13 protein-coding genes are annotated in these 18601 nt (G+C 72.9%); 4 read left to right on the plus strand and 9 right to left on the minus strand.

Annotated features, from left to right (window positions below; genetic code table 11):
• Positions 1 to 353 precede the first annotated feature (353 nt).
• Together HD595_RS02785 and HD595_RS02790 are read left to right on the plus strand one after the other, a co-directional pair.
• Positions 354 to 845 carry a PH domain-containing protein gene (locus HD595_RS02785; protein ID WP_253781025.1) on the plus strand — a complete coding sequence of 164 codons (492 nt, stop codon included), beginning with the start codon at positions 354 to 356 and terminating at the stop codon, positions 843 to 845.
• The gene (locus HD595_RS02790) at positions 842 to 2872 is read left to right on the plus strand and encodes a PH domain-containing protein (RefSeq protein WP_253765410.1); all 2031 of its coding nucleotides are present in this window, start codon (positions 842 to 844) and stop codon (positions 2870 to 2872) included. The genes HD595_RS02785 and HD595_RS02790 overlap by 4 nt, the downstream gene beginning before the upstream one ends.
• 354 nt (positions 2873 to 3226) lie before the next feature.
• On the opposite strand, the gene HD595_RS02795 is transcribed toward HD595_RS02790, so the two are convergent.
• The 5 genes from HD595_RS02795 to HD595_RS02815 form a co-directional block, all read right to left on the minus strand.
• Complete coding sequence (locus HD595_RS02795; RefSeq protein ID WP_253765411.1) at positions 3227 to 3880, minus strand: response regulator; 654 nt, start codon at positions 3878 to 3880, stop codon at positions 3227 to 3229.
• The gene (locus HD595_RS02800; RefSeq protein ID WP_253765412.1) at positions 3870 to 6143 is read right to left on the minus strand and encodes a sensor histidine kinase; all 2274 of its coding nucleotides are present in this window, start codon (positions 6141 to 6143) and stop codon (positions 3870 to 3872) included. The genes HD595_RS02795 and HD595_RS02800 overlap by 11 nt, the downstream gene beginning before the upstream one ends.
• 143 nt (positions 6144 to 6286) lie before the next feature.
• A complete protein-coding gene (locus tag HD595_RS02805; protein WP_253765413.1) occupies positions 6287 to 7918 on the minus strand; it encodes a hypothetical protein in 1632 nt (543 codons plus the stop codon).
• An 825-nt stretch (positions 7919 to 8743) separates the two neighbouring features.
• Positions 8744 to 10177, minus strand: coding sequence for a serine/threonine-protein kinase (locus tag HD595_RS02810; RefSeq protein ID WP_253765414.1), 1434 nt, complete (start codon positions 10175 to 10177; stop codon positions 8744 to 8746).
• The gene (locus HD595_RS02815; RefSeq protein WP_253765415.1) at positions 10167 to 11669 is read right to left on the minus strand and encodes a serine/threonine-protein kinase; all 1503 of its coding nucleotides are present in this window, start codon (positions 11667 to 11669) and stop codon (positions 10167 to 10169) included. The genes HD595_RS02810 and HD595_RS02815 overlap by 11 nt, the downstream gene beginning before the upstream one ends.
• Positions 11670 to 11757: 88 nt before the next feature.
• Between HD595_RS02815 and HD595_RS02820 the strand changes: the two genes are divergently transcribed.
• Together HD595_RS02820 and HD595_RS02825 are read left to right on the plus strand one after the other, a co-directional pair.
• Positions 11758 to 13488: a DEDD exonuclease domain-containing protein gene (locus HD595_RS02820; RefSeq protein WP_253765416.1), complete on the plus strand. Its 1731-nt coding sequence runs from the start codon at positions 11758 to 11760 to the stop codon at positions 13486 to 13488.
• An 18-nt stretch (positions 13489 to 13506) separates the two neighbouring features.
• Positions 13507 to 13794: an Lrp/AsnC family transcriptional regulator gene (locus tag HD595_RS02825; protein ID WP_175588857.1), complete on the plus strand. Its 288-nt coding sequence runs from the start codon at positions 13507 to 13509 to the stop codon at positions 13792 to 13794.
• 521 nt (positions 13795 to 14315) lie between these two features.
• Here HD595_RS02825 and qcrB read toward each other — a convergent pair.
• The 4 genes from qcrB to ctaE all read right to left on the minus strand — a co-directional run bounded on the left by qcrB (position 14316) and on the right by ctaE (position 18554).
• Positions 14316 to 15971, minus strand: a complete 1656-nt coding sequence (gene qcrB, locus HD595_RS02830; RefSeq protein ID WP_253765417.1) for a cytochrome bc1 complex cytochrome b subunit — start codon at positions 15969 to 15971, stop codon at positions 14316 to 14318.
• Positions 15968 to 17080, minus strand: coding sequence for a cytochrome bc1 complex Rieske iron-sulfur subunit (qcrA, locus tag HD595_RS02835; RefSeq protein WP_253765418.1), 1113 nt, complete (start codon positions 17078 to 17080; stop codon positions 15968 to 15970). The genes qcrB and qcrA overlap by 4 nt, the downstream gene beginning before the upstream one ends.
• Positions 17077 to 17808 (minus strand): cytochrome bc1 complex diheme cytochrome c subunit, encoded by a 732-nt coding sequence (gene qcrC / locus HD595_RS02840; RefSeq protein WP_235994448.1) that lies wholly within the window; start codon positions 17806 to 17808, stop codon positions 17077 to 17079. The genes qcrA and qcrC overlap by 4 nt, the downstream gene beginning before the upstream one ends.
• Positions 17809 to 17900: 92 nt before the next feature.
• Positions 17901 to 18554 (minus strand): aa3-type cytochrome oxidase subunit III, encoded by a 654-nt coding sequence (gene ctaE / locus HD595_RS02845; RefSeq protein WP_301309422.1) that lies wholly within the window; start codon positions 18552 to 18554, stop codon positions 17901 to 17903.
• Positions 18555 to 18601 lie beyond the last annotated feature (47 nt).

Below are 18601 nucleotides of genomic sequence, written 5' to 3' on the forward strand. Positions count from 1 at the left end.
AGTCGATACTCCGCGCGACCTCCGGCGGACGCGCCGGAGTCACCGCTGGTGTCATGGTCGGGAGCATGGAACGTCACGACGAGCACCCGGCCCCCCGGCCTGCCCCGCGGCGGGGGGCGCCCCCGCTCCCCCGGCCCGGCGAAGGCGCGGTCTCCCGCCCCGGCGAAGGCGCGGTCTACCGACCTGGCGGAGACGGGGTCTACCGGCCTGGCGAGAGCCCGGTCCCCCAGCGTGGAGGCGCCCCGGCTCCCCGGCCTGACGACAGCCCGGTCTCCCGGCACGGAGGAACCCTGGCCTCCCCGCCTGACCCCGACCTCCGGCGCGGCACGCACACCCCCGACGCCGGCCACGGCATGAGCGGGGTCGCGTTGAGGCCGCCGCGTCATCAGGCCGATCCGCGGGCGGTCTCGTGGTGGACCGCGCAGGCGCTCATCCTGGCCGTCCCGGTGGCTGGCGCGGCCGTGGCGGCGTACTGGCTGTTCACCGGGCACCCGGTCTGGCTCGGAGTGCTGGTGGGAGGGTTCGCGGGCTGCTGCCTGGCGTTGGCGGTCGCCGGTCCGCGGGCGTCGTACCGGGTGGAGCGCTGGGAGGTCACGGACGACGCCGTGTACACGCGCAAGGGCTGGCTGACCCACACCTGGCGAGTGGCGCCGATGTCGCGCATCCAGACGGTCGACACCGCGCGGGGGCCGGTGCAGCGGCTGTTCGGCCTGGCGGACGTGACGGTGACCACGGCGTCGGCCGCCGGGCCGATCACGATCGAGGGGCTGGACCACGAACTGGCCGCCGAGCTGGCGGCCAGGCTCACCGCGATCACGCAGGCCACGCCCGGGGACGCGACATGAGCTGGCGCCGGCTGCCCCGGCGCAGCCTGGCGGTGTCCGCGGTGCTGTCCCTGGGCGCCGTGGTGCCGGTGGACGTGGTGGTGGTGCGCGTGCTGCACGAGCGCGACTGGACGTGGGGGACGATCGCGGCCGTCGCGGCCGTGGTCGCGGTGCTCATCGTGGCGGGGATCGTGGCGTACGAGGTGGCGCGGCTGCGCGCGACGCGCTGGCGGCTCACGCGCGAGCGCCTGGAGCTGCGCTCCGGCGTGGTGTCCCGGCAGCACCGGTCCGTGCCGCGCGACCGGGTCCGCAGCGTGGACCTGCGTGCCGATCCGGTACGGCGGGCGTTCGGGCTGACCGTCGTGAAGATCGGCACGGGTGGCCACGGGGACGAGAACGCCGAGCTGACTCTGGACCCGCTGACGGTCTCCGAGGCCGAGACCCTGCGCCGTGTCCTCCTGTCGGGCGCCCCGGCCGACGCCTTCCTCACGGAGGACCCCGTCCTCGCGGGCGAGCCGAGTCGAAGGGACGAGCTCGTCTCGGCAACCGAGGCCGCGTGGGGAAGCGCCCCGTTCCGGAAGGACGAGGCACCCCAGGGCAATGGGCTTCCCGAAGGGGACGAGACGTCGCGAAGAAGCGGCCGTCACAGGGGGAACGAGGCATCCCTGGGAGGTGGGCGTTCTCGGGGAAGCGCGGCCTCGCGGGGTAACGGGCCCTCCCAGGAGGACGAGGCTTCTTCGGGGCATGGGTCTTCCTGGGGAGGCGGGCCTGCGGGCGCGATGCGTGCCGTCGAGGTGGTGGCGCGGTTGCGGTGGCCGTGGGTTCGGTACGCGCCGCTGACCGTGTGGTCGTTCGCCGGGGCGGCGCTGGTGCTCGGCGTGCTCTACAAGCCGCTGGACGCGCTCGGGGTGGAGGTGTTCTCGGCCGAGACGGCGGCCCTCGTGTGGGGCTGGCTGACGGAGCGGCCTTGGGTGACCATCCCGGTGGTGGTCGCGGGCAACGTGGCGGCCGGTGTGACGGGGGCCCTCCTGATCTTCGTGGAGTCCTGGGGCGGTTACCGCCTGGAACGCGAGCCCGGCCGTCCCGGAGCGCCCGAGGACACCGGACCGGACGCGCGCCCGGCATCACGTGATGGGCGGTGGCGGGTGCGGCGCGGCTTGCTGACCAGCCGCTCCCTCACGCTGGACGAGTCGCGGCTGCGCGGCGTGGAGATCCGAGAGCCGCTGCTGCTGAGGCTGGGCGGAGGCGCGCGCGTCACGGCGGTGGCCACCGGGCTGGGCAAGGCGCGGGAGGGCGAGACCGAGGACGTGGCGGCGCTCACCCCGCCCCTCCCCCAGGCCGAGGCGGTGCGCATCGCGGCGCTGGTCGCGGGCGGGCGCCTGCCCGCGCCTGTTCCGCATCCGGCGGCGGCGCGGCGCAGGCGCGTGCGGCGGGCGCTGATCGCCGCCGTCGTCCCCGCCGTGGCGCTCGCGGCGATGGCCATGTGGATCCGGAACGGTGGCGCGGAGGCGTGGACCCGGGGCAGCGGGCTCGGCGCTTGGGCCGGGGGCGGCGGGCTCGGCTCTTGGGCCGGGACCGGCGACGTGCAGGCGTGGATCCGGGACGGCGCGCTGGAGGCATGGGTGTGGGGCGCGGTGGCAGCCGTGCTGCTCCTGGTGCTGCCGCTCGCGCTCCTGGTGGCCGTGGCCGGGTACCGGGGCCTGGGGCACGGGCTGGGCGGGCGTCATCTGCTGGCCCGGTCCGGCGCCGTGGTCCGGCGTACTGTCGCGCTCGACCGTGGCGGCATCGTCGGCTGGACGATCACGCAGTCGTACGTTCAGCGCCGCGCCGGGCTGTTGACGGTCTCGGCCACGACGGCCGCCGGTGACGGTCATTACGACGTGGTGGACGTGGGCGGCGACACCGGGCTGGAGCTGGCGGCACGCGCCGTGCCCGGACTGCTCGACCCGTTCCTGGTCAGGAGCGGCCCGGGAGCAGGATGCCCTCCGACGTCGCGGGCGCCCTCCGCTGATGCGGCGGTGCCGTCTCAGGGGCCCAGAAGCTTCTGAGCCCAGAAGGCTCAAGGCTCAGAAGCCTCAGGGCTCAGAAGTTCCAGGGCTCAGAAGTTCCAGGGCTCAGGAGCCTCGCGCGCGCGGGCCCGGCTCCCAACGGGCGGGCGCGCGCGAGGCCGTGAGGCGCGGGATCACCCACGGCCTGCCCGCGCCCCTGTCACGGTCAAGCGAGATCACGCGGCTCGGATGTTGCGTGATCAACGCTATTTGCCCGGCTTGCAGACCGGTTGCAGGCCCGTAAACCTCTCGCGTAAAGCGCCCGGGAATGCCCGTTCACGGAGCCGCTGCTCCTACCGACCTCGCGGCCACCTGAACAGCGCGTCCCGGCGGCCGGCTCCCGGCTGAGAGAGGTCAGCGACCGAGGCCGGCGTCGCGGGCGCGGACGATGGCCTCGGTCCGGTCGGCGACGTGCAGCTTGGCGAAGATGTTCGAGACGTTGTTGCGCACCGTCTTCGGCGACAGGAAGAGCGCGGAGGCGATCTGCGGATTGGACCGGCCGGCGGCGATCAGCGAGAGGATCTCCCGCTCGCGGGGCGTGAGCTGCGGGAACATGGTCTCGTCCGGCGTGGGCGCCGGCGCGGAGAAGTACTCGGCCACGCGGCGGGCGACCGTCGGCCCGAAGATGGCCTCCCCGTGGGCGACCGCCTGGATCGCGCGGACGATCTCCGCCTGGTTGGCGCCCTTGAGCAGGTAGCCGCGGGCTCCGGCGCGCATGGCGGCGAACAGCGTGGCGTCCTCCTCCGACATCGTCAGCATGAGCACGCCGATGTGCGGGCTGTCGGCGACCACCCGCCGTGTCGCCTCGATGCCGTCGAGGTCGGGCATGGTGACGTCCATGACCACGATGTCCGGTTGGAGGGCGGCGGCGCGTTCCACGGCCTCGCGTCCGTTCGCTGCCGTGCCGACGACCTCCACGCCGGGGATCGAGCCCAGCAGCACCGCCAGCCCGTCCCGGTAGACCGGGTGGTCGTCGGCCAGCAGCACGCGGATCGGCTCATCGGACACCTGTCGCCTCCAGATCTGTCTTCTCCAAGGCCGCCGCAACCGATCCGTCGGACGGGGCAGAGCCGTCAGACGCAACCGAGTCTGCCGCCGTTCCCGGGTTCGCCGCCGCAGCGGAGCCCGCCGCTGTGACGAGAGCCGACGCCGACGCCGCACCTGAAATCGCGGGACTCTCCTGAACCTGCGCCAGCGGCAGCCGCGCGCGGACCAGCGTGCCGCCCTCCGCGGGGCAGCTCACCTCGCACTCGCCGCCCAGCTCCGCCGTACGCTCGCGCAACGACAGCATGCCCACCCCGGCGACGACGTCCGGGCCGATGCCGCGCCCGTCGTCGCGGATCAGCACCTCCAGCGCGCCCTCGCGCACGCCGAGCGTGACGTCGCAGCGCGCTGCGCCGGAGTGCCGCACCACGTTGGCCAGCGCCTCCGACACGATACGGTACGCAGCCACCTCCACCGCGGCCGGCAGCGCGGCGAGCCCGTCGCCGGACACGGCCACGTGCGGCCCGCCGGAGCCCTGCCCGGCGGCGACGCGACACCCTCCGAGGCGGTCGGCCAGTTGCTCGACGGCGCGCAGCAGGCCGAGCTCGTCGAGCGCCGGCGGCCGCAGGTCGTGGACGAGCCGCCGGACGTCGGCCAGCACGGTGGTGACCTCGGCGGCCGTCTGCTCCAGGATGCGGTCCGACTCCGCGGGCGCGGACGCGGCGAGGTTGCGGGCGGCCTCGATGCGCAGCGCCACCGCGCCCAGGCTGGGGCCGAGCCCGTCGTGCAGGTCGCGCCGCAGCCTGCGGCGCTCCTCCTCGCGGGCGAGGACGAGCCGGGCCCGGATGCGCTGCAGGTCGGTGCTCAGCTCGCTGGCCCGCGCCGCCGCGGCGGCCTGCCGGACGAGGTCGCCGAGCAGCCGCTGGTCGCGTTCGGTGAGGTCGGCCCGGCACAGCACGAGGCGGCCCACCGCCTCGCCGCGGTAGGCGACGGGCAGCGACAGCGACGGCCCGCGCGGCGAGCCGTGCTCCACCACCGACCGCACGCCGCCGGGCCGTTCGATCTCGACCCGCACGTACGGCAGGCGGAACGCCTCCGCCACGGTCGTGGCCAGCGCGCGGAGCTGGTCGTCCGGCTCGGTGGCGAGTTCGAGGCGCTGGGCGAGCGTGGAGACCGTGGCGTACGGGTCGTCGCGCGCCCCGCGGGCCAGCCGCCGGGCCGCCCGCCACAGCCAGGTGCGCAGCGGCGCGTAGGCCACCGCCACGATCGCCATCGCGGTCAGCGCCGACTCGCGCTCCCCGAGCACGCTGCCCGCCACGGTGAACACGACGATGTCGATCACGACGGCCAGCGCCGCGAGCACGCCGTACAGGAAGGTGGCCGGCAGCAGCCGGTCGATGTCGTAGAGGCGGTACTTGGTCACCGCGACCAGCACCGCGCCCGAGGTGAGGCCGAGCGCGACGCAGAGCAGCGCCGCGGGCACCCCCGGCGGCGCGACGAGCGGCAGCAGCAGCACGAACATGTCCACCAGCGCCGCCCACGTCAGCCAGCGGATCTGCGCCCGCCGCTCCGGGTCCGCGGCGCGGTAGCGGCGCACCATGACCGCGAACGGCACCACCAGGCTCAGCGGCACCGCCGCCTGGGCCACCGCGATCAGCGGCCGCCACACCTCGTACGGCAGGCCGACGCTGATCAGGTCCAGGTCGAGCCGGGCGATCCCGGCGGGCAGCTCGGCCGCCCAGTGACGGCTCAGCACGTCCATCGGCACGAGCAGCCAGACCACCGCCTGGAACGCGGTCAGGCCGAGACCGGCCAGCGACAGCCACCGCCAGCCCCTCCCGGCGGGCAGGCGGCCGTCGGGGAACAGCAGGATCAGCAGCGGCAGCCCGACGAGCAGCATCGCGCCGAACCGGGCGTACAGCCAGTACGCCAGAGCCGCGCCCGGCGTCCCCGGAGAGCCGTAGACGGCGTGGAGCGACCAGGCGTCGGAGAAGCCGTTCAGCCCCCACAGGACGCCCGACAGCACCAGCACCCATGCGACCGGATGCCGGGGCAGCCGCCGCAGCAGCAGCGCACCGGGCACCACCTGGGCAAGCCCGGCCACGGCGTACGGCCAGCTCGCCTCGTCCAGGTCGGCGCCCGGCGGGACGACGACGCCGACGTTGACCACGTCCAGGACGACCGTGCCGGCCGTGAGCGCGACCACGAGGAGCGTCACCGCCGCGGCCACGATCACGGGGAAGCGGGCGGCGCCCGCCGGCGTCCCGTCCGGTCCGGTTTTCGTCATTCGAGCATTGTCGCCGGTTTTGTGTCCCGTTGTCCCGGGACAGGGTGTCCCGGGACAACGCAGCCCGAGGCAGCGGCGCCCCGGCGACGGTCCCGAACGACGGGGCCTGGGCAGCCGGGCCGGAGACGCCTCCGGACGGCCGTTCAGCTTCCGGTAAGCTTGCCCTCCAGGCCCGCCAGGTACGCGCGGGCCACCTTGAGCGCCCCCGCCTCCGCCTCCTTCTTCGGCATGAGGCGGACCTTGGGCGAGTTGGTAGGCTCGTCGCCCCGATGCTGCTGCCCCGCGTAGTCCACCGCGACGACCAGCGCGCCCTTGCGGATCATCACGGTCGTGCTGCCGGCGAACACCACACCCCGGCGGTAGCTGAGGTACTGCCTGTAGGCGGCGTCGCCCATGCCCTTGATGTCGGTCAACTTGTCCCAGGTGACCTCCTTCGTGGAGAAGGACTCCATGGACTTGCTGCCGCCACGCTTGCCCGCGTAGAACGTGCCGGCCGCGCCGGGGTCGGGCGCCCCCGCCCGGTTGGTGAACCGGTGCGTGGTGATCAGCACGCTGCGGACCTTCGTGACGCCGCCGCCGGCGTCGATCTCGCGGTTGAGCCAGCGGCACTCGTTCTGGGTGTCGGCGCCCGTCGTGCTGCCCGTCGCCTTGGTCTCGGCGTCCGGCACCAGCGCGGTCGCCGCCTTGCCCGCCGCCACGCAGTCGGCGGGCATGGCCGCGAGCTTCGTCGGCGACGGCGTGGGGGCGGCGGTCGGGAGCGTGGGCGTCGGCGTGGAGATCTTGAGCGGCTGGGCCAGCACGTCGGGGTGCTGGGCCTTCCACGCGGCCACGCCCTTGGCGATCTGGCCGACGAGGCCGGTGACCTCGCGGATGGCGTTGTCCTCGGTGATCGACTGGACGGTCTTGTTGGTGAGCAGCGCGGCGTCCTTGCGTCGCTGGTCGGCCTGGTACTTGACCTCGATGGTCATGTCGCCGACCCGGGCGTGGGCCTCACCGTAGGCGTACCACAGCACGCTGCCCGACCGCCGCCACACGTACTGGGCGAACGCGCCGTCGCCGATGCCCTGGATGTCCGTGACCTTGGAGGTGTACTCCTTGTCGCCCTTCGTCGGGGTGGGTTTGGCGGTCTCGGCGTACTTGGCGCCGCCGCGGTCGATCTCGAACGAGTTCTGCGCCATCGACCGGCCGGTCTTCGCGCCGTCGCCGCGGTGCTGGTCGACCTTGACCTCGATCTGGCGGCTGCGCCAGTACTCGCCGAACGAGATGCGCAGGTTTTCCCAGGTGCAGTCGAAGTTGATCGTGTAGTCGGTGGACCGGGAGTCGCCGGTGACCTTCGCCTCGGGCACGAGCCGGTCGATCGTCTCCTTGGGCAGCATGGCGCACACGTCCGGGCCGGGCACGGGGCCGGTCGCCGGCTTGGACGCCTTGGCCGCGGGCTCCTGACCGGCGGACGTCCTGCCGTACACGAGGTACGCGCCGCCGGCGCCGCCCGCCAGCAGGAGCGCCACGCCCGCGGCCACGACGGGCATCACCCAGGGGCGGCGCGCCTTCGGGCGGTCGGGGATGGGGGCTCCGCCGGTGGGGAGGTCCAGGCCGACGGACGACGGCATGGTGACGGGGCCGGCGTCGGCGGGCGCCGCCTGACCGTGTCCGGGGCCATGAGCGTTCTGGCCGGGCGGGCCGTAGGGGATGCCTGGAGGTGGCGCGCCGTAGGGCTGAGGGGCGCCGCCGTGGTGGGGCGGTCCGGGAGGGGGGCCGCCGTACGGGGCGGGCATGCCTTCCGATGACGCGGAGGGACCGGCGGCCGGCCAACCGGACGGCCCGGCGGGCGGTCCCCAGGATCCAGCGGCCGGTCCCGAGGGCTGCTCCGCCGGAGACACCGGTGGGACGGGAGACGGAGGGGCGGGAGGCCAGACCGGCGCCCCGAAGCCAGGACCGGACGGCGCCCCGGAGTCAGGAGCGACTGACTGAGAACCGGCTGGCTGAGGACCGGACGGCCGAGGACCGGCTGCGTGAGGACCGGCTCCGTGAGGACCGGCTGCGTGAGGACCGGCTGCGTGAGGACCGGCTGCGTGAGGACCGGCTGAGTGAGGACCGGAAGGAGCGCCGCCTGGAGAGCCCGCCGGCGGGGTGGCGGGCGGGGGAACAGGGCGGCCCTCGTACGGCTCCGCCTGCGGCTCCCACGGAACGAACGCGCCAGGCGGCGACGCCCCCTGCGCCGGCGGGAACCCCTGCGGGCCGGGCTGCGGAGGCCCTTGCGGCCCGTGCTCAGGGAACGGCGGCCGGAACTCAGGCGGTGGGGACGGGGGTCCGGCCGGTGGTGGGGACGGGGGTCCGGCCGGTGGCTCGGACGGGCCGCCCGGCCCCGGGCGGGGGTTGTGCGGGGGCTCGTTCCGGCTACCGGCATTCACGAGGGACTCCTGGGGATTCGTCATGACATGCGACTGAACATGCTAGTGAAAGCGATGATCCGCCACTCACCGATCCACCCGAAGCGGCCACGAGCCGGCTCGTCGCGACAAGCGGTGACGTAAGGAGTAAAGCTGCGTCAGGTCGCTTGCACGACACTTGCACCACCGATGACGCCCCGCCCCGGCGGGTCATCCCCCGAGCGCCGCCGACACCGCCCGCGCCGCCGTGAGCACCGCCTGCTTGCCGCCACCCGCGTCCTTGATCGGCACATTCCCGCGTTCCAGGGTCACCTGCCCCATGAGGTTGTTCAGCCGGAACAGCACGACGTCCTCACTGCGCCCCTCCTTCGAGCCGGTGAGCTTGAACGAGGTCTGCGCGTACGCGGCCTCGCCCACCCCCTTCACGTCCTGACCCTCTCCGGTGATCGTGTAGAAGACCGTGCCCTTCGCGCCCACCCTGCCGGCGCGCTCGCTGGCGTACCTGCGCTCGGCGACCCGGGGGCCGCTGAGGTCGTCGGCCGGCCGCTCGGCCCAGATCTCCACGAGCAGCGTGCCCGGCGCGACGGCCTCGTCGAGTCGCCACTGGCACGCGCCCGGCCGGGGCGCCGTCCGCAGCACCGTACCGCCCAGCAGCTCCACGGCCCGGGCGTCACTGAGCAGCCCGCACGGGTCGGGCGCCGTCGCGAACCTCCCGGTCTCGGGCGTCCCCTTCAGCGCCGTGACCCCGTACCAGCCGGCCACGCCCACCAGCACGGCGGCCACGGCCGCCACCGGAGCGAGCCACCAGCGGCGACGGCTGCCGGACGGCTCGGCCAGCGCGCTCAGCCGCTCGCGGATCACGCCCGCCGGCGGGCGCGCGACCGGGTCCTTGGCGAGCATCGCCATGATGAGCCCGCCGAGCTCGGGGCCGGCGCGTTCGGGGAACGGGGGGTCGTGCAGCAGCACCGCCGCCGCGACGGCGGCCGGCATGGCGCGCTCGAACGGCGCCCTGCCCTCGGCCGCCACGTACAGGGCCGCGCCGAGCGACCACAGGTCGGACGCGGAGCCGGCGGCCTGCTGGTTCAGCCGCTCGGGCGCCATGTACCCGAGCGAGCCGCCGCCCGAGGTGGGGCCCGCGCCGTCCTGGCCGTACAGGGGCACGGCGATGCCGAAGTCGGTGAGCATGGCCGAGCCGTCGGCGTCGAGCAGGATGTTGGCCGGCTTGACGTCGTGGTGGAGCATGCCGTTCATGTGCGCGGTCTCCAGCGCCGACAGCACGCTCAGCCCGATGCGCGCCACCTCCTCGGGCGGCAGCGGCCCGCGCTCCTTGACCACCTTGTCCAGCGAGCGGCCGGTGACCAGGTCCATGATGATCCACGGCTGGTCGCCCTCCAGGACCACGTCGTGGACCATGACGATCGCCGGGTCGCGCAGCCGCCCGGCGGACCTGGCCTCGTGGATGGCGCGGTCGGCGAACGCGGCCCGCTGCGGCGGGGTCAGGCCCGGCGGCACGCGGACCTGCTTGACCGCCACCTGCCGGTCGAGTGTCTCGTCGATCGCCCGCCAGACTGTGCCCGCGCCGCCCTCGCCGAGCCGCTCGACCAGGTGGTAGCGGCCGGCCAGCCGGTAGGCGTCAGCCCGCACGGCGCAACGCCTCCTCGGTGGCCCGCGCCGCGTCCAGCGCGGTGCGCTTGATGTCGTCGTCGGTGGGCCGGTCGCCCAGCGTGGTGTACTCGACCCGCACCACGAGGTTGGCCAGCCGGAAGTAGACGTGGGCGCTGTGCATCCGCCCCGTCGGCCCCTTCATCTCGTAGCCGAACGCCTCCTCCCCGATCCCCGTCACGGCGTGGACGGGGGTGAGGGTGGCCTTGTTGGAGCCCGTCGCGCCGACCTCCGGCCAGGTCCAGTCGACCTGGTGGTACTTCCCCCATTTGATCTTCTGGTTCTCGAACAGGGTGTGCGCGGAGACGGGGGTCATCGACCACGGGTCGGCCGTGTCGGAGTCCTTCTGGAGCTGGACGCCGATGCCCGTCTTGGGGATGGTCCAGCCGCAGGTCGGGCCCTCGTCGTCGGAGCTGCGCCGACCGGCCGGGGGCTTCTGGACCCGCAGCAGCCGGGCCACGTCCCCGCCCGGCAGCGCCGAGCAGGCGTCCATCGGCACGGTGAACGCCTCGGGAAGCCCGTCGCCCTGCTGCCGCACCAGGACGAACACGCCCGCGCCCACGACGGCGGCCACGGCGACGGCGGCCACGGCGCCCCACAGCAGGCCCCTGCGGGGGCGCCGCACCCGGCCGGGCGCGGTCATCTCGTGCGTGACCGTCAGGCGCGGCGACTGGCCGGCCGCCACCTGCCGCAGCGCGTCGCGGGCGGTGCGCGCGTCCGGCCTGGCGAACGGGTGGCGCGCGGTCAGCGCGGCGATCACCGGGCCGATGTGGCCGCCGACCTCGGGCGGCGGCGTGGTCAGCGTCGCGGTGATCCGCTCGCCCGCCGTGCCGCCGTACATCGGACGGCCCTCGACCGCGTAGAACAGCGTGGCCCCGACCGACCACAGGTCGCTGGCCGGGCCGCCCGGGTCGCCGTCCAGGCGCTCCGGCGCGATGAACCCCGGCGAGCCGATCGTCAGGCCCTGCTCGGTGATCGCGGCCTGGCCCTCCTGGCGCGCGATGCCGAAGTCGGTGAGGACCACCCGGCCGGTGTCGGTGATGAACACGTTGCCCGGCTTCACGTCGCGGTGCTGCAGCCCCTGCGCGTGGGCGGCGGCCAGCGCCTCCAGCAGGTCGGCGCCGACCCGGGCCGCGTGCTCCTGCGGCATCGGGCCGTGCCGCTTGACCACGTCGGCCAGGCTGCCGCCCCGCAGCAGCTCCATGACCAGCCACGGGCGGCCGTACTCGACGATGACGTCGTGCAGGGCCACGATGCCGGGGTGGCGCAGCCTGGCGGTGGCCTGCGCCTCGCGCACGGCCCGCGTGACCAGCTCGTTCCGCTCCGCGGCGGGCAGCCCCTCGGGCAGCGTGAGCTCCTTGACCGCCACCTCGCGATCGAGCATCTCGTCCCTGGCCAGCCACACCTTTCCCATGCCTCCGGCGCCGAGCTGGACGATCAGGGAGTAGCGGCCGGCGAGTCTTCCGCCAGACATACCCGGAAGACTAACTAATGATCATGATGAAGGGTTATTCGTCGGGCGGACGCGCAACTGTCGGTGGCCGACTCTATGGTCTTGGATCGTGGACGCGGTACAAGGCACCCTCGACGAGCTCGGCACCCCGCTGAGTGACGTCACGTTCGTGGTCTTCGACCTGGAGACGACCGGCGGCTCGCCGGCCGAGCACCAGATCACCGAGATCGGCGCGGTCAAGGTGCGGGCCGGCGAGGTGCTGGGCGAGTTCTCCACGCTGGTCGACCCGGGGGGCCCGATCCCGCCGTTCATCTCGGTGCTGACCGGCATCACCGACGCCATGGTCATGGCCGCGCCGCGCATCGAGGCGGTGCTGCCGAGCTTCCTCGAGTTCATCCAGGGCACCACGCTGGTCGCGCACAACGCGGGCTTCGACACCCGGTTCGTCAAGGCGGCCTGCGCCGCCCACGGCTACCCGCCGCCGGCCAACCCGGTCGTCGACACCGTCGACCTGGCCCGGCGGGTGCTGACCCGCGACGAGACGCCCAACGCCAAGCTGGCCACGCTGGCCCGGTTCTTCCGCAGCCCCGCCGACCCGTGCCACCGCGCCCTGCAGGACGCCAGGGCCACCGTGCACGTCCTCCACGGGCTGATCGAGCGGGCCGGGTCGTTCCAGGTCCACACGCTGGAGGAGCTGAAGTCGTTCGTCCGCGCGCCCACCCCCGAGCAGCAGCGCAAGCGCCACCTGGCCGAGTCGGTGCCCCACGGCCCCGGCGTCTACATGTTCGAGGACGAGCGCGGCGAGGTGCTCTACATCGGCAAGAGCACCAACCTGCGCAACCGCGTGCGCTCCTACTTCACCGCCGGCGAGACCCGGCCGCGCATCCGCGAGATGATCGGCATCGCCGAACGGGTCCGCCACATCGTGTGCGCCACGGGGTTAGAGGCCGAGGTGCGGGAGCTGCGCCTCATCGGCGGCGCCAAGCCCCGCTACAACCGCCGCTCCCGCTTCCCCGAGAAGGTCGTCTGGCTCAAGCTCACCCAGGAACCGTTCCCCCGGCTGTCGATCGTGCGCGAGCTCAAGGACGACGGCGCCGCCTACCTCGGCCCGTTCGGCAGCAACCGCTCCGCCGACGACGCCCGCCTCGCCCTGCAGGAGGCGGTGCCGCTGCGCCAGTGCACCCAGCCGATGACGCTGCGCACCCGCCGGGCGGCGTGCGTGCTGCTGGAGATGGGCCGCTGCGGCGCGCCCTGCGAGGGGCGGCAGAGCCAGGCCGAGTACGCCCTGCACGCCGAGGCGGCGCGCCGGGCCATGACGCTCGACGCCACACCCGTCCTCGCCGCCGTGACCGCCCGCATGGAGCGACTGTCGGCCGAGCAGCGCTACGAGGAGGCGTCGATCGACCGCGACCGGCTGGCCGCGTTCGTCCGCACGGCCGCGCGCATGCAGCGCCTGTCCGCGATCACGCGCATCCCGCAGCTCATCGCCGCCAGCCCCGCCTTCGACGGCGGCTGGGACATCCACGTCATCCGGTACGGCCGGCTCGCGGCGGCCGGGGTCATGCCGCGCGGCGCCCACCCCGTGCCGTACGTCGAGTCGCTGGCGGCCCACGCCGAGACCGTCCTGCCGGGGGCGGGGCCGATCCACGCGGCCAGCGCCGAGGAGACGGAGTGCATCCTGCGCTGGCTGGAGTCGCCGGGGGTGCGGCTGGTGGAGGTCGACGGCGACTGGGCGCTGCCCATCCACGGCGCGGCCCGCCACAAGGCCCGCATCGAGCTCGCCTACCGGCCGCTCGCCGCCGAGCGCTCGCACGCCCGTGAGGGCCGGCCCTTGCGCTGACCCGATAGAGTTGGGGCCATGGTCACGGCTATCGTTCACATCAACGCCGAGGTCGACCGCATTCCGGAGGTCGCCCAGACGATCGCCGAGATCGACGGCGTCAGCGAGGTCTACTCCATCACCGGCGAGTACGACCTGCTGGCCATGGTGCGGGTGGCCGCCTACGAGGAGATCGCCGAGGTGGTCCCGGGCCGCATCAACAAGGTGTCGGGCGTGCTGCACACCGAGACCCACATCGCGTTCCGGGCCTACTCCAAGCACGACCTGGACGCCGCCTTCTCGATCGGCTTCACCGAGTCCGACTGACTCCTCGGCCGGGGCCCGCACCGCCGGTCGCGGACCTGATCCGGCGTCCCGTCACTCGCCGAGGTCCCGGCGGTCCGTCTCCCCGGCGGTCCGTCTCTCCCTGACGACCCGGCACTCGCCGAGAGCTCGGCGGCCTGCCTCCCATGGACGCGCCGAGAGCTCGGCGGCCTGCCTCTCCTGGACGCCCCGCCACTCGCGAAGAGCTCGGCGGCCTGCCTCCCCTTGACGACCCGCCATTCGCGGAGGGTCCAAGCTCTGTCCGTCGCCGGCGGGCTGTCCCGCCGGGGCACCCTTCCGGGCTCCCGGCCCGCACCGCCGACCTCCGCGCCGCCCGCTCGTGTGCGGCGCTGTCCGGCTGTCGCGCCGTCCCCGCCTTGCGCGTCTCCTGGCGGCATACCGGGCGAGCGCGATCGTCGCCGATCCCGGCCCCACAGCATGGGAGAACGGCGCGGGCCCGGGCGGCTGGTGCCGTCCGGGCCCGGGCTGGGCCGCCGGTCCTCGGGAGACCGGCGGCGGGTGGATCAGTGGGTCAGCGAGCGGTCCTCGCCCGACCCGATCGCGGCGTGCTCGTCCTCGTGGCCGTGGCCGTGGCCCTCGTCCAGAGCGATCTTCTCGCCGCCGTACGCGCGGGACATGCGAGCCCGCAGCTTGCCGAGCGGACCGCGCATGCCCTTCGGCGGGATGCCGGCGCCGTCCGCCTCGACGGGCAGCATCGGCACCGCCTGCTTGCCGCGCACGTGAGCCTCGATGTCGTCCGCCGCCGGCGTGTGGATCTCGATGAACTCACCGTGCGGCAGCCGCTTGATGACGCCCGACTCGACGCCGTGCGAGACGACGGCCGCGTCGGAGCGCTGCAGGCCGAGGCAGACGCGGTAGGTGATGATGTACGCCAGCGCCGGCCCCAGGAACACCAGCACCCGGCCGATGTACGTCGTCCAGTTGAGCGAGATCTGGAAGTTCGCCGAGAGCTCGTCGTTGGCGCCGAGCAGCCACAGCACGCCGTAGAACACGATCGCCGCCATGCCGATCGACGTGCGGTGCGGGTTGTTGCGCGGACGGTCGGCGACGTGGTGCTCGCTGTGGTCGCCCGTGATCCAGCGTTCGAGGAACGGGTACAGCGCGAGACCGGTCATGACCAGACCCAGCGGCACGAGCGCCGGGATGATCACGCTCAGCGGCAGCGTGCCCGCGTGGGACGTGCCGAAGAGGTTGATCTCCCACGACGGCATGAGCCGCAGCGAGCCCTCCAGGAAGCCCATGTACCAGTCGGGCTGCGAACCCGCCGAGATGTCGGCCGGCGTGTACGGGCCGAACAGCCAGATCGGGTTGATCTGGGTGAACGTCGCGAGCCCGGCGACCACGGCGAACGTGAACAGGGTGTACGCGCCCGCCTTGGCCATGAAGGCCGGGTAGAACGGCGCGCCCACCACGTTCTTGTTGGTGCGGCCCTTGCCCGGCATCTGGGTGTGCTTCTGCACCCACATGAGCACCAGGTGAGCCGACACGAGCGCCAGGATGAGGCCCGGGATGAGCAGGATGTGCAGCGAGTAGAACCGGGAGATGATGTCCTCGCCCGGATACTCCCCGCCGAACAGGAAGAACGTGATGTACGTGCCGACCAGCGGCAGCGAGATCGCCACACCCTCGGTGATCCGCAGACCGGCGCCGGAGAGCAGGTCGTCGGGAAGGGAGTAGCCGGTGAGGCCCTCGACCAGCGCCAGCGTGAACAGCAGGACGCCGATCAGCCAGTTGAGCTCGCGGGGCTTGCGGTAGGCGCCGGTGAAGAACACCCGGAGCATGTGCACCAGCATGCCGGAGACGAACAGCAGGGCCGCCCAGTGGTGCATCTGCCGCACGAGCAGGCCGCCGCGCACGTCGAAGCTGATCTCCAGCGACGACGCGTACGCCTCGGACATCATGACGCCCTTGAGCGGGGCGTACGAGCCGTCGTAGGCGATCTCCCCCATGCTGGGCTTGAACCAGAGCGTCAGGAACGTCCCGGTCAGCAGCAGCAGGATGAACGCGTACAGGGCGATCTCACCGAGCAGGAACGACCAGTGGTCGGGAAAGATCTTCCGCAGGTTGCGCTTGAGGAAGTTGGCCCCCCCGATGCGCTCGTCGAGGAAGTTCGACGGACCGGCGATGCCCTTGGGAACCGTCGTCAGGTCGCTGCTCATGCGTGACCTCCCTTGGCCCTGGCCTCGGCCTCGGCGTCGCCGCGCTCCCAGTAGCTGGGGCCCGGGGGCACCGCGAAGTCGCCCTTGGCGATGAGGTAGCCCTGGTCGTCGACCGTGATCGGCAGCTGCGGCAGCGGCCGGGCGGCCGGGCCGAAGATGACCTTGGCGCCGTCGGCGGCGTCGAACGTCGACTGGTGGCAGGGGCACAGGATGTGGTGGGTGGTCTGCTCGTACAGGGCCGCCGGGCAGCCCACGTGCGTGCAGATCTTGGAGTAGGCCACGATCCCGTCGTGCGTCCAGTTGAGGTTGGTGCCCGACTTGATCTCGTCCGCCCGGAACTTGATCAGGATCAGCGTGGCCTTGGCGAGGGCGTTGAGGTCGTGCTGGTAGCCCTCGGGAACGACGGAAAGGATGCCGCCCGGCGAGTTGAAGTCGGCCGCGCGGATCGGCTGGCCGGTGCCCTCGACGACGAGCCGCAGCGGCTTGCCGTCCTTGGTCTTCTCGCCCCAGACGGTGTGGCGCAGCGTCTCGTTGAACTTCGCGCCCGGCATCTTCGAGTTGTCGAGGTCGCGCAGGAGGACCAGCGGGATCAGGCCGAGCGGGGCCGCCGCGAGCAGCAGGGTGCGGCGCAGCAGCGGGCGCTTGACGAACCCGCTCTCCTTGGCGCCCTGCAGGAAGGTCTCGGCGACCACCTCGCGGGTGTCATCGTCGGAGACCATCGGGTGGCGCTCCTGGATGAGGGAGTACTTCGGCATGATCTGGCGGACCCAGACCACGATGCCGACGGCCAGCCCCAGCAACGCGAGCGTGAGGCTGCCTCCCAGTGCGAGGTTGGAGATCGCGGTCTTCTCCGGGCTGCCCACCTGGAACACCACGTAGGAGATGATGAACGCGATCGCCGCCAGGAAGGTGATCGTGAAGCACAGCGCCACGATCTTCTCGGCCTTGCGGGCCTTGGTCTCGTCCTGGTACGTGACGCCGGCGACCTCCGCGTCGCGTGCGGCGGGTTCCCCGTCGCCGAGCATCGAGGTGCCCGGGGCGGGGGTGCCGATGACGCGCTTGGGTACGCGCTCGTCCGGCTGCTCGATCTCGTGCTCGATGTCTGTCATGACTTCTGTCGCTTCTTCGCGGTGATCCAGATGGAGGCGAGTACGAGGGCGGTGATGCCCACGACCCAACCTACGAGACCCTCGGTCACGGGGCCAATGCGGCCCAGGCCGAAGCCTCCCGGGTCCTTCTGCTCGCGCACCTGGGTGATGTAGGCGATCATGCTGCGCTTCTCTTCGGGCGTGATCGTGGTGTCGTTGAACACCGGCATGGCCTGCGGGCCGGTCGCCATCGCCTCGTAGATCTGCGTGGGGGTGGCCTGGTTCAGGTTGGGCGCGTACTTGCCCTGCGTGAGCGCGCCGCCCGCGCCTGCCCAGTTGTGGCACTGGATGCAGTTGGCGCGGAAGAGCTCGCCGCCCTTGCCGGCGTCGCCGAGCGCGGGGTCGACCTGCTCCTTGCCGGGCACCTGCGGGCCGCCGCCGAGCGACTGCACGAAGGCGCCGATCTGACGGATCTTGTCCGGCGTGACCCATCCCGCCATCGGCTTGCGCGGCACCTGGGCGCCGGGGTTGGACGCCGGCATGCGGCCGGTGCTCATCTGGAAGTCGACGGCAGCCGCGCCCACCCCGATCAGCGTCGGGCCGGTCGAGGTGCCCTGCGCGTTCATGCCGTGGCAGCTGGCGCAGTGAACCTCGAACAGGCTCTTGCCCGCGGCGACGTCGTCGAGCTTGCCCGAGGCGAGGGCCGCGTCCGCGGGCCGGCCGGCCTGCACGAAGGCGGTGTATACCATCCCGACCAGCGCCAACGCCAAAATCAGGACGGCGTATCTCGCGAGGGGATGCCGCCGCCAAGCGGTGATCCTAGTCACAGAGATCCCGTTCCTTAACGAATGATGTAGATGGTCGCGAAAAGACCGATCCAGACGACGTCGACGAAGTGCCAGTAGTAGGACACGACGATGGCGCTGGTGGCCTGCTCATGCGTGAAGCGCTTCGCGGCGTACGTGCGTCCCAGCATGAACAGGAACGCGATCAGGCCACCGGTCACGTGCAGGCCGTGGAAGCCCGTCGTGAGGTAGAACACCGACGTGAATGCGTTGGCGGACAGGGTGGCGCCCTCGCTCGCCAGCTCGCCGTACTCGTACAGCTGCCCGGCGACGAAGACGGCGCCCATCAGGAAGCTGACGAAGTACCAGAAGCGGAGCTTGCCGACCTGCCCCTTCTCAGCGGCCCACACGCCGAGCTGGCACGTCACACTCGACAGCACCAGGATGATCGTGTTGACCGTCGCGAACGGGATGTTCAGGTGAGCGCCTTCTTCGGCGGTCGCGCCCTTCAGGTGCAGGGCGGGCCCCCATTCGAGGCCGTGGCCCTCGCTCACCGACCGGATGGTGAAGTACATCGCGAACAGCGCCGCGAAGAACATGAGCTCAGAGGACAGCCACACGATGGTCCCGACGCTGACCAGGTTGGGTCTGCGGGCCGGGTGTGCTGTCGTCGTCGAAGTTATTGCGGATGCTGTCGCCACGGGCAGCATTATTGCGGCTCCGGGTGTCGGTCCGGCGCACGACCCCCCGTTAGCGG

Source organism: Nonomuraea roseoviolacea subsp. carminata, from assembly GCF_024172185.1.
Classification (GTDB): domain Bacteria; phylum Actinomycetota; class Actinomycetes; order Streptosporangiales; family Streptosporangiaceae; genus Nonomuraea; species Nonomuraea roseoviolacea.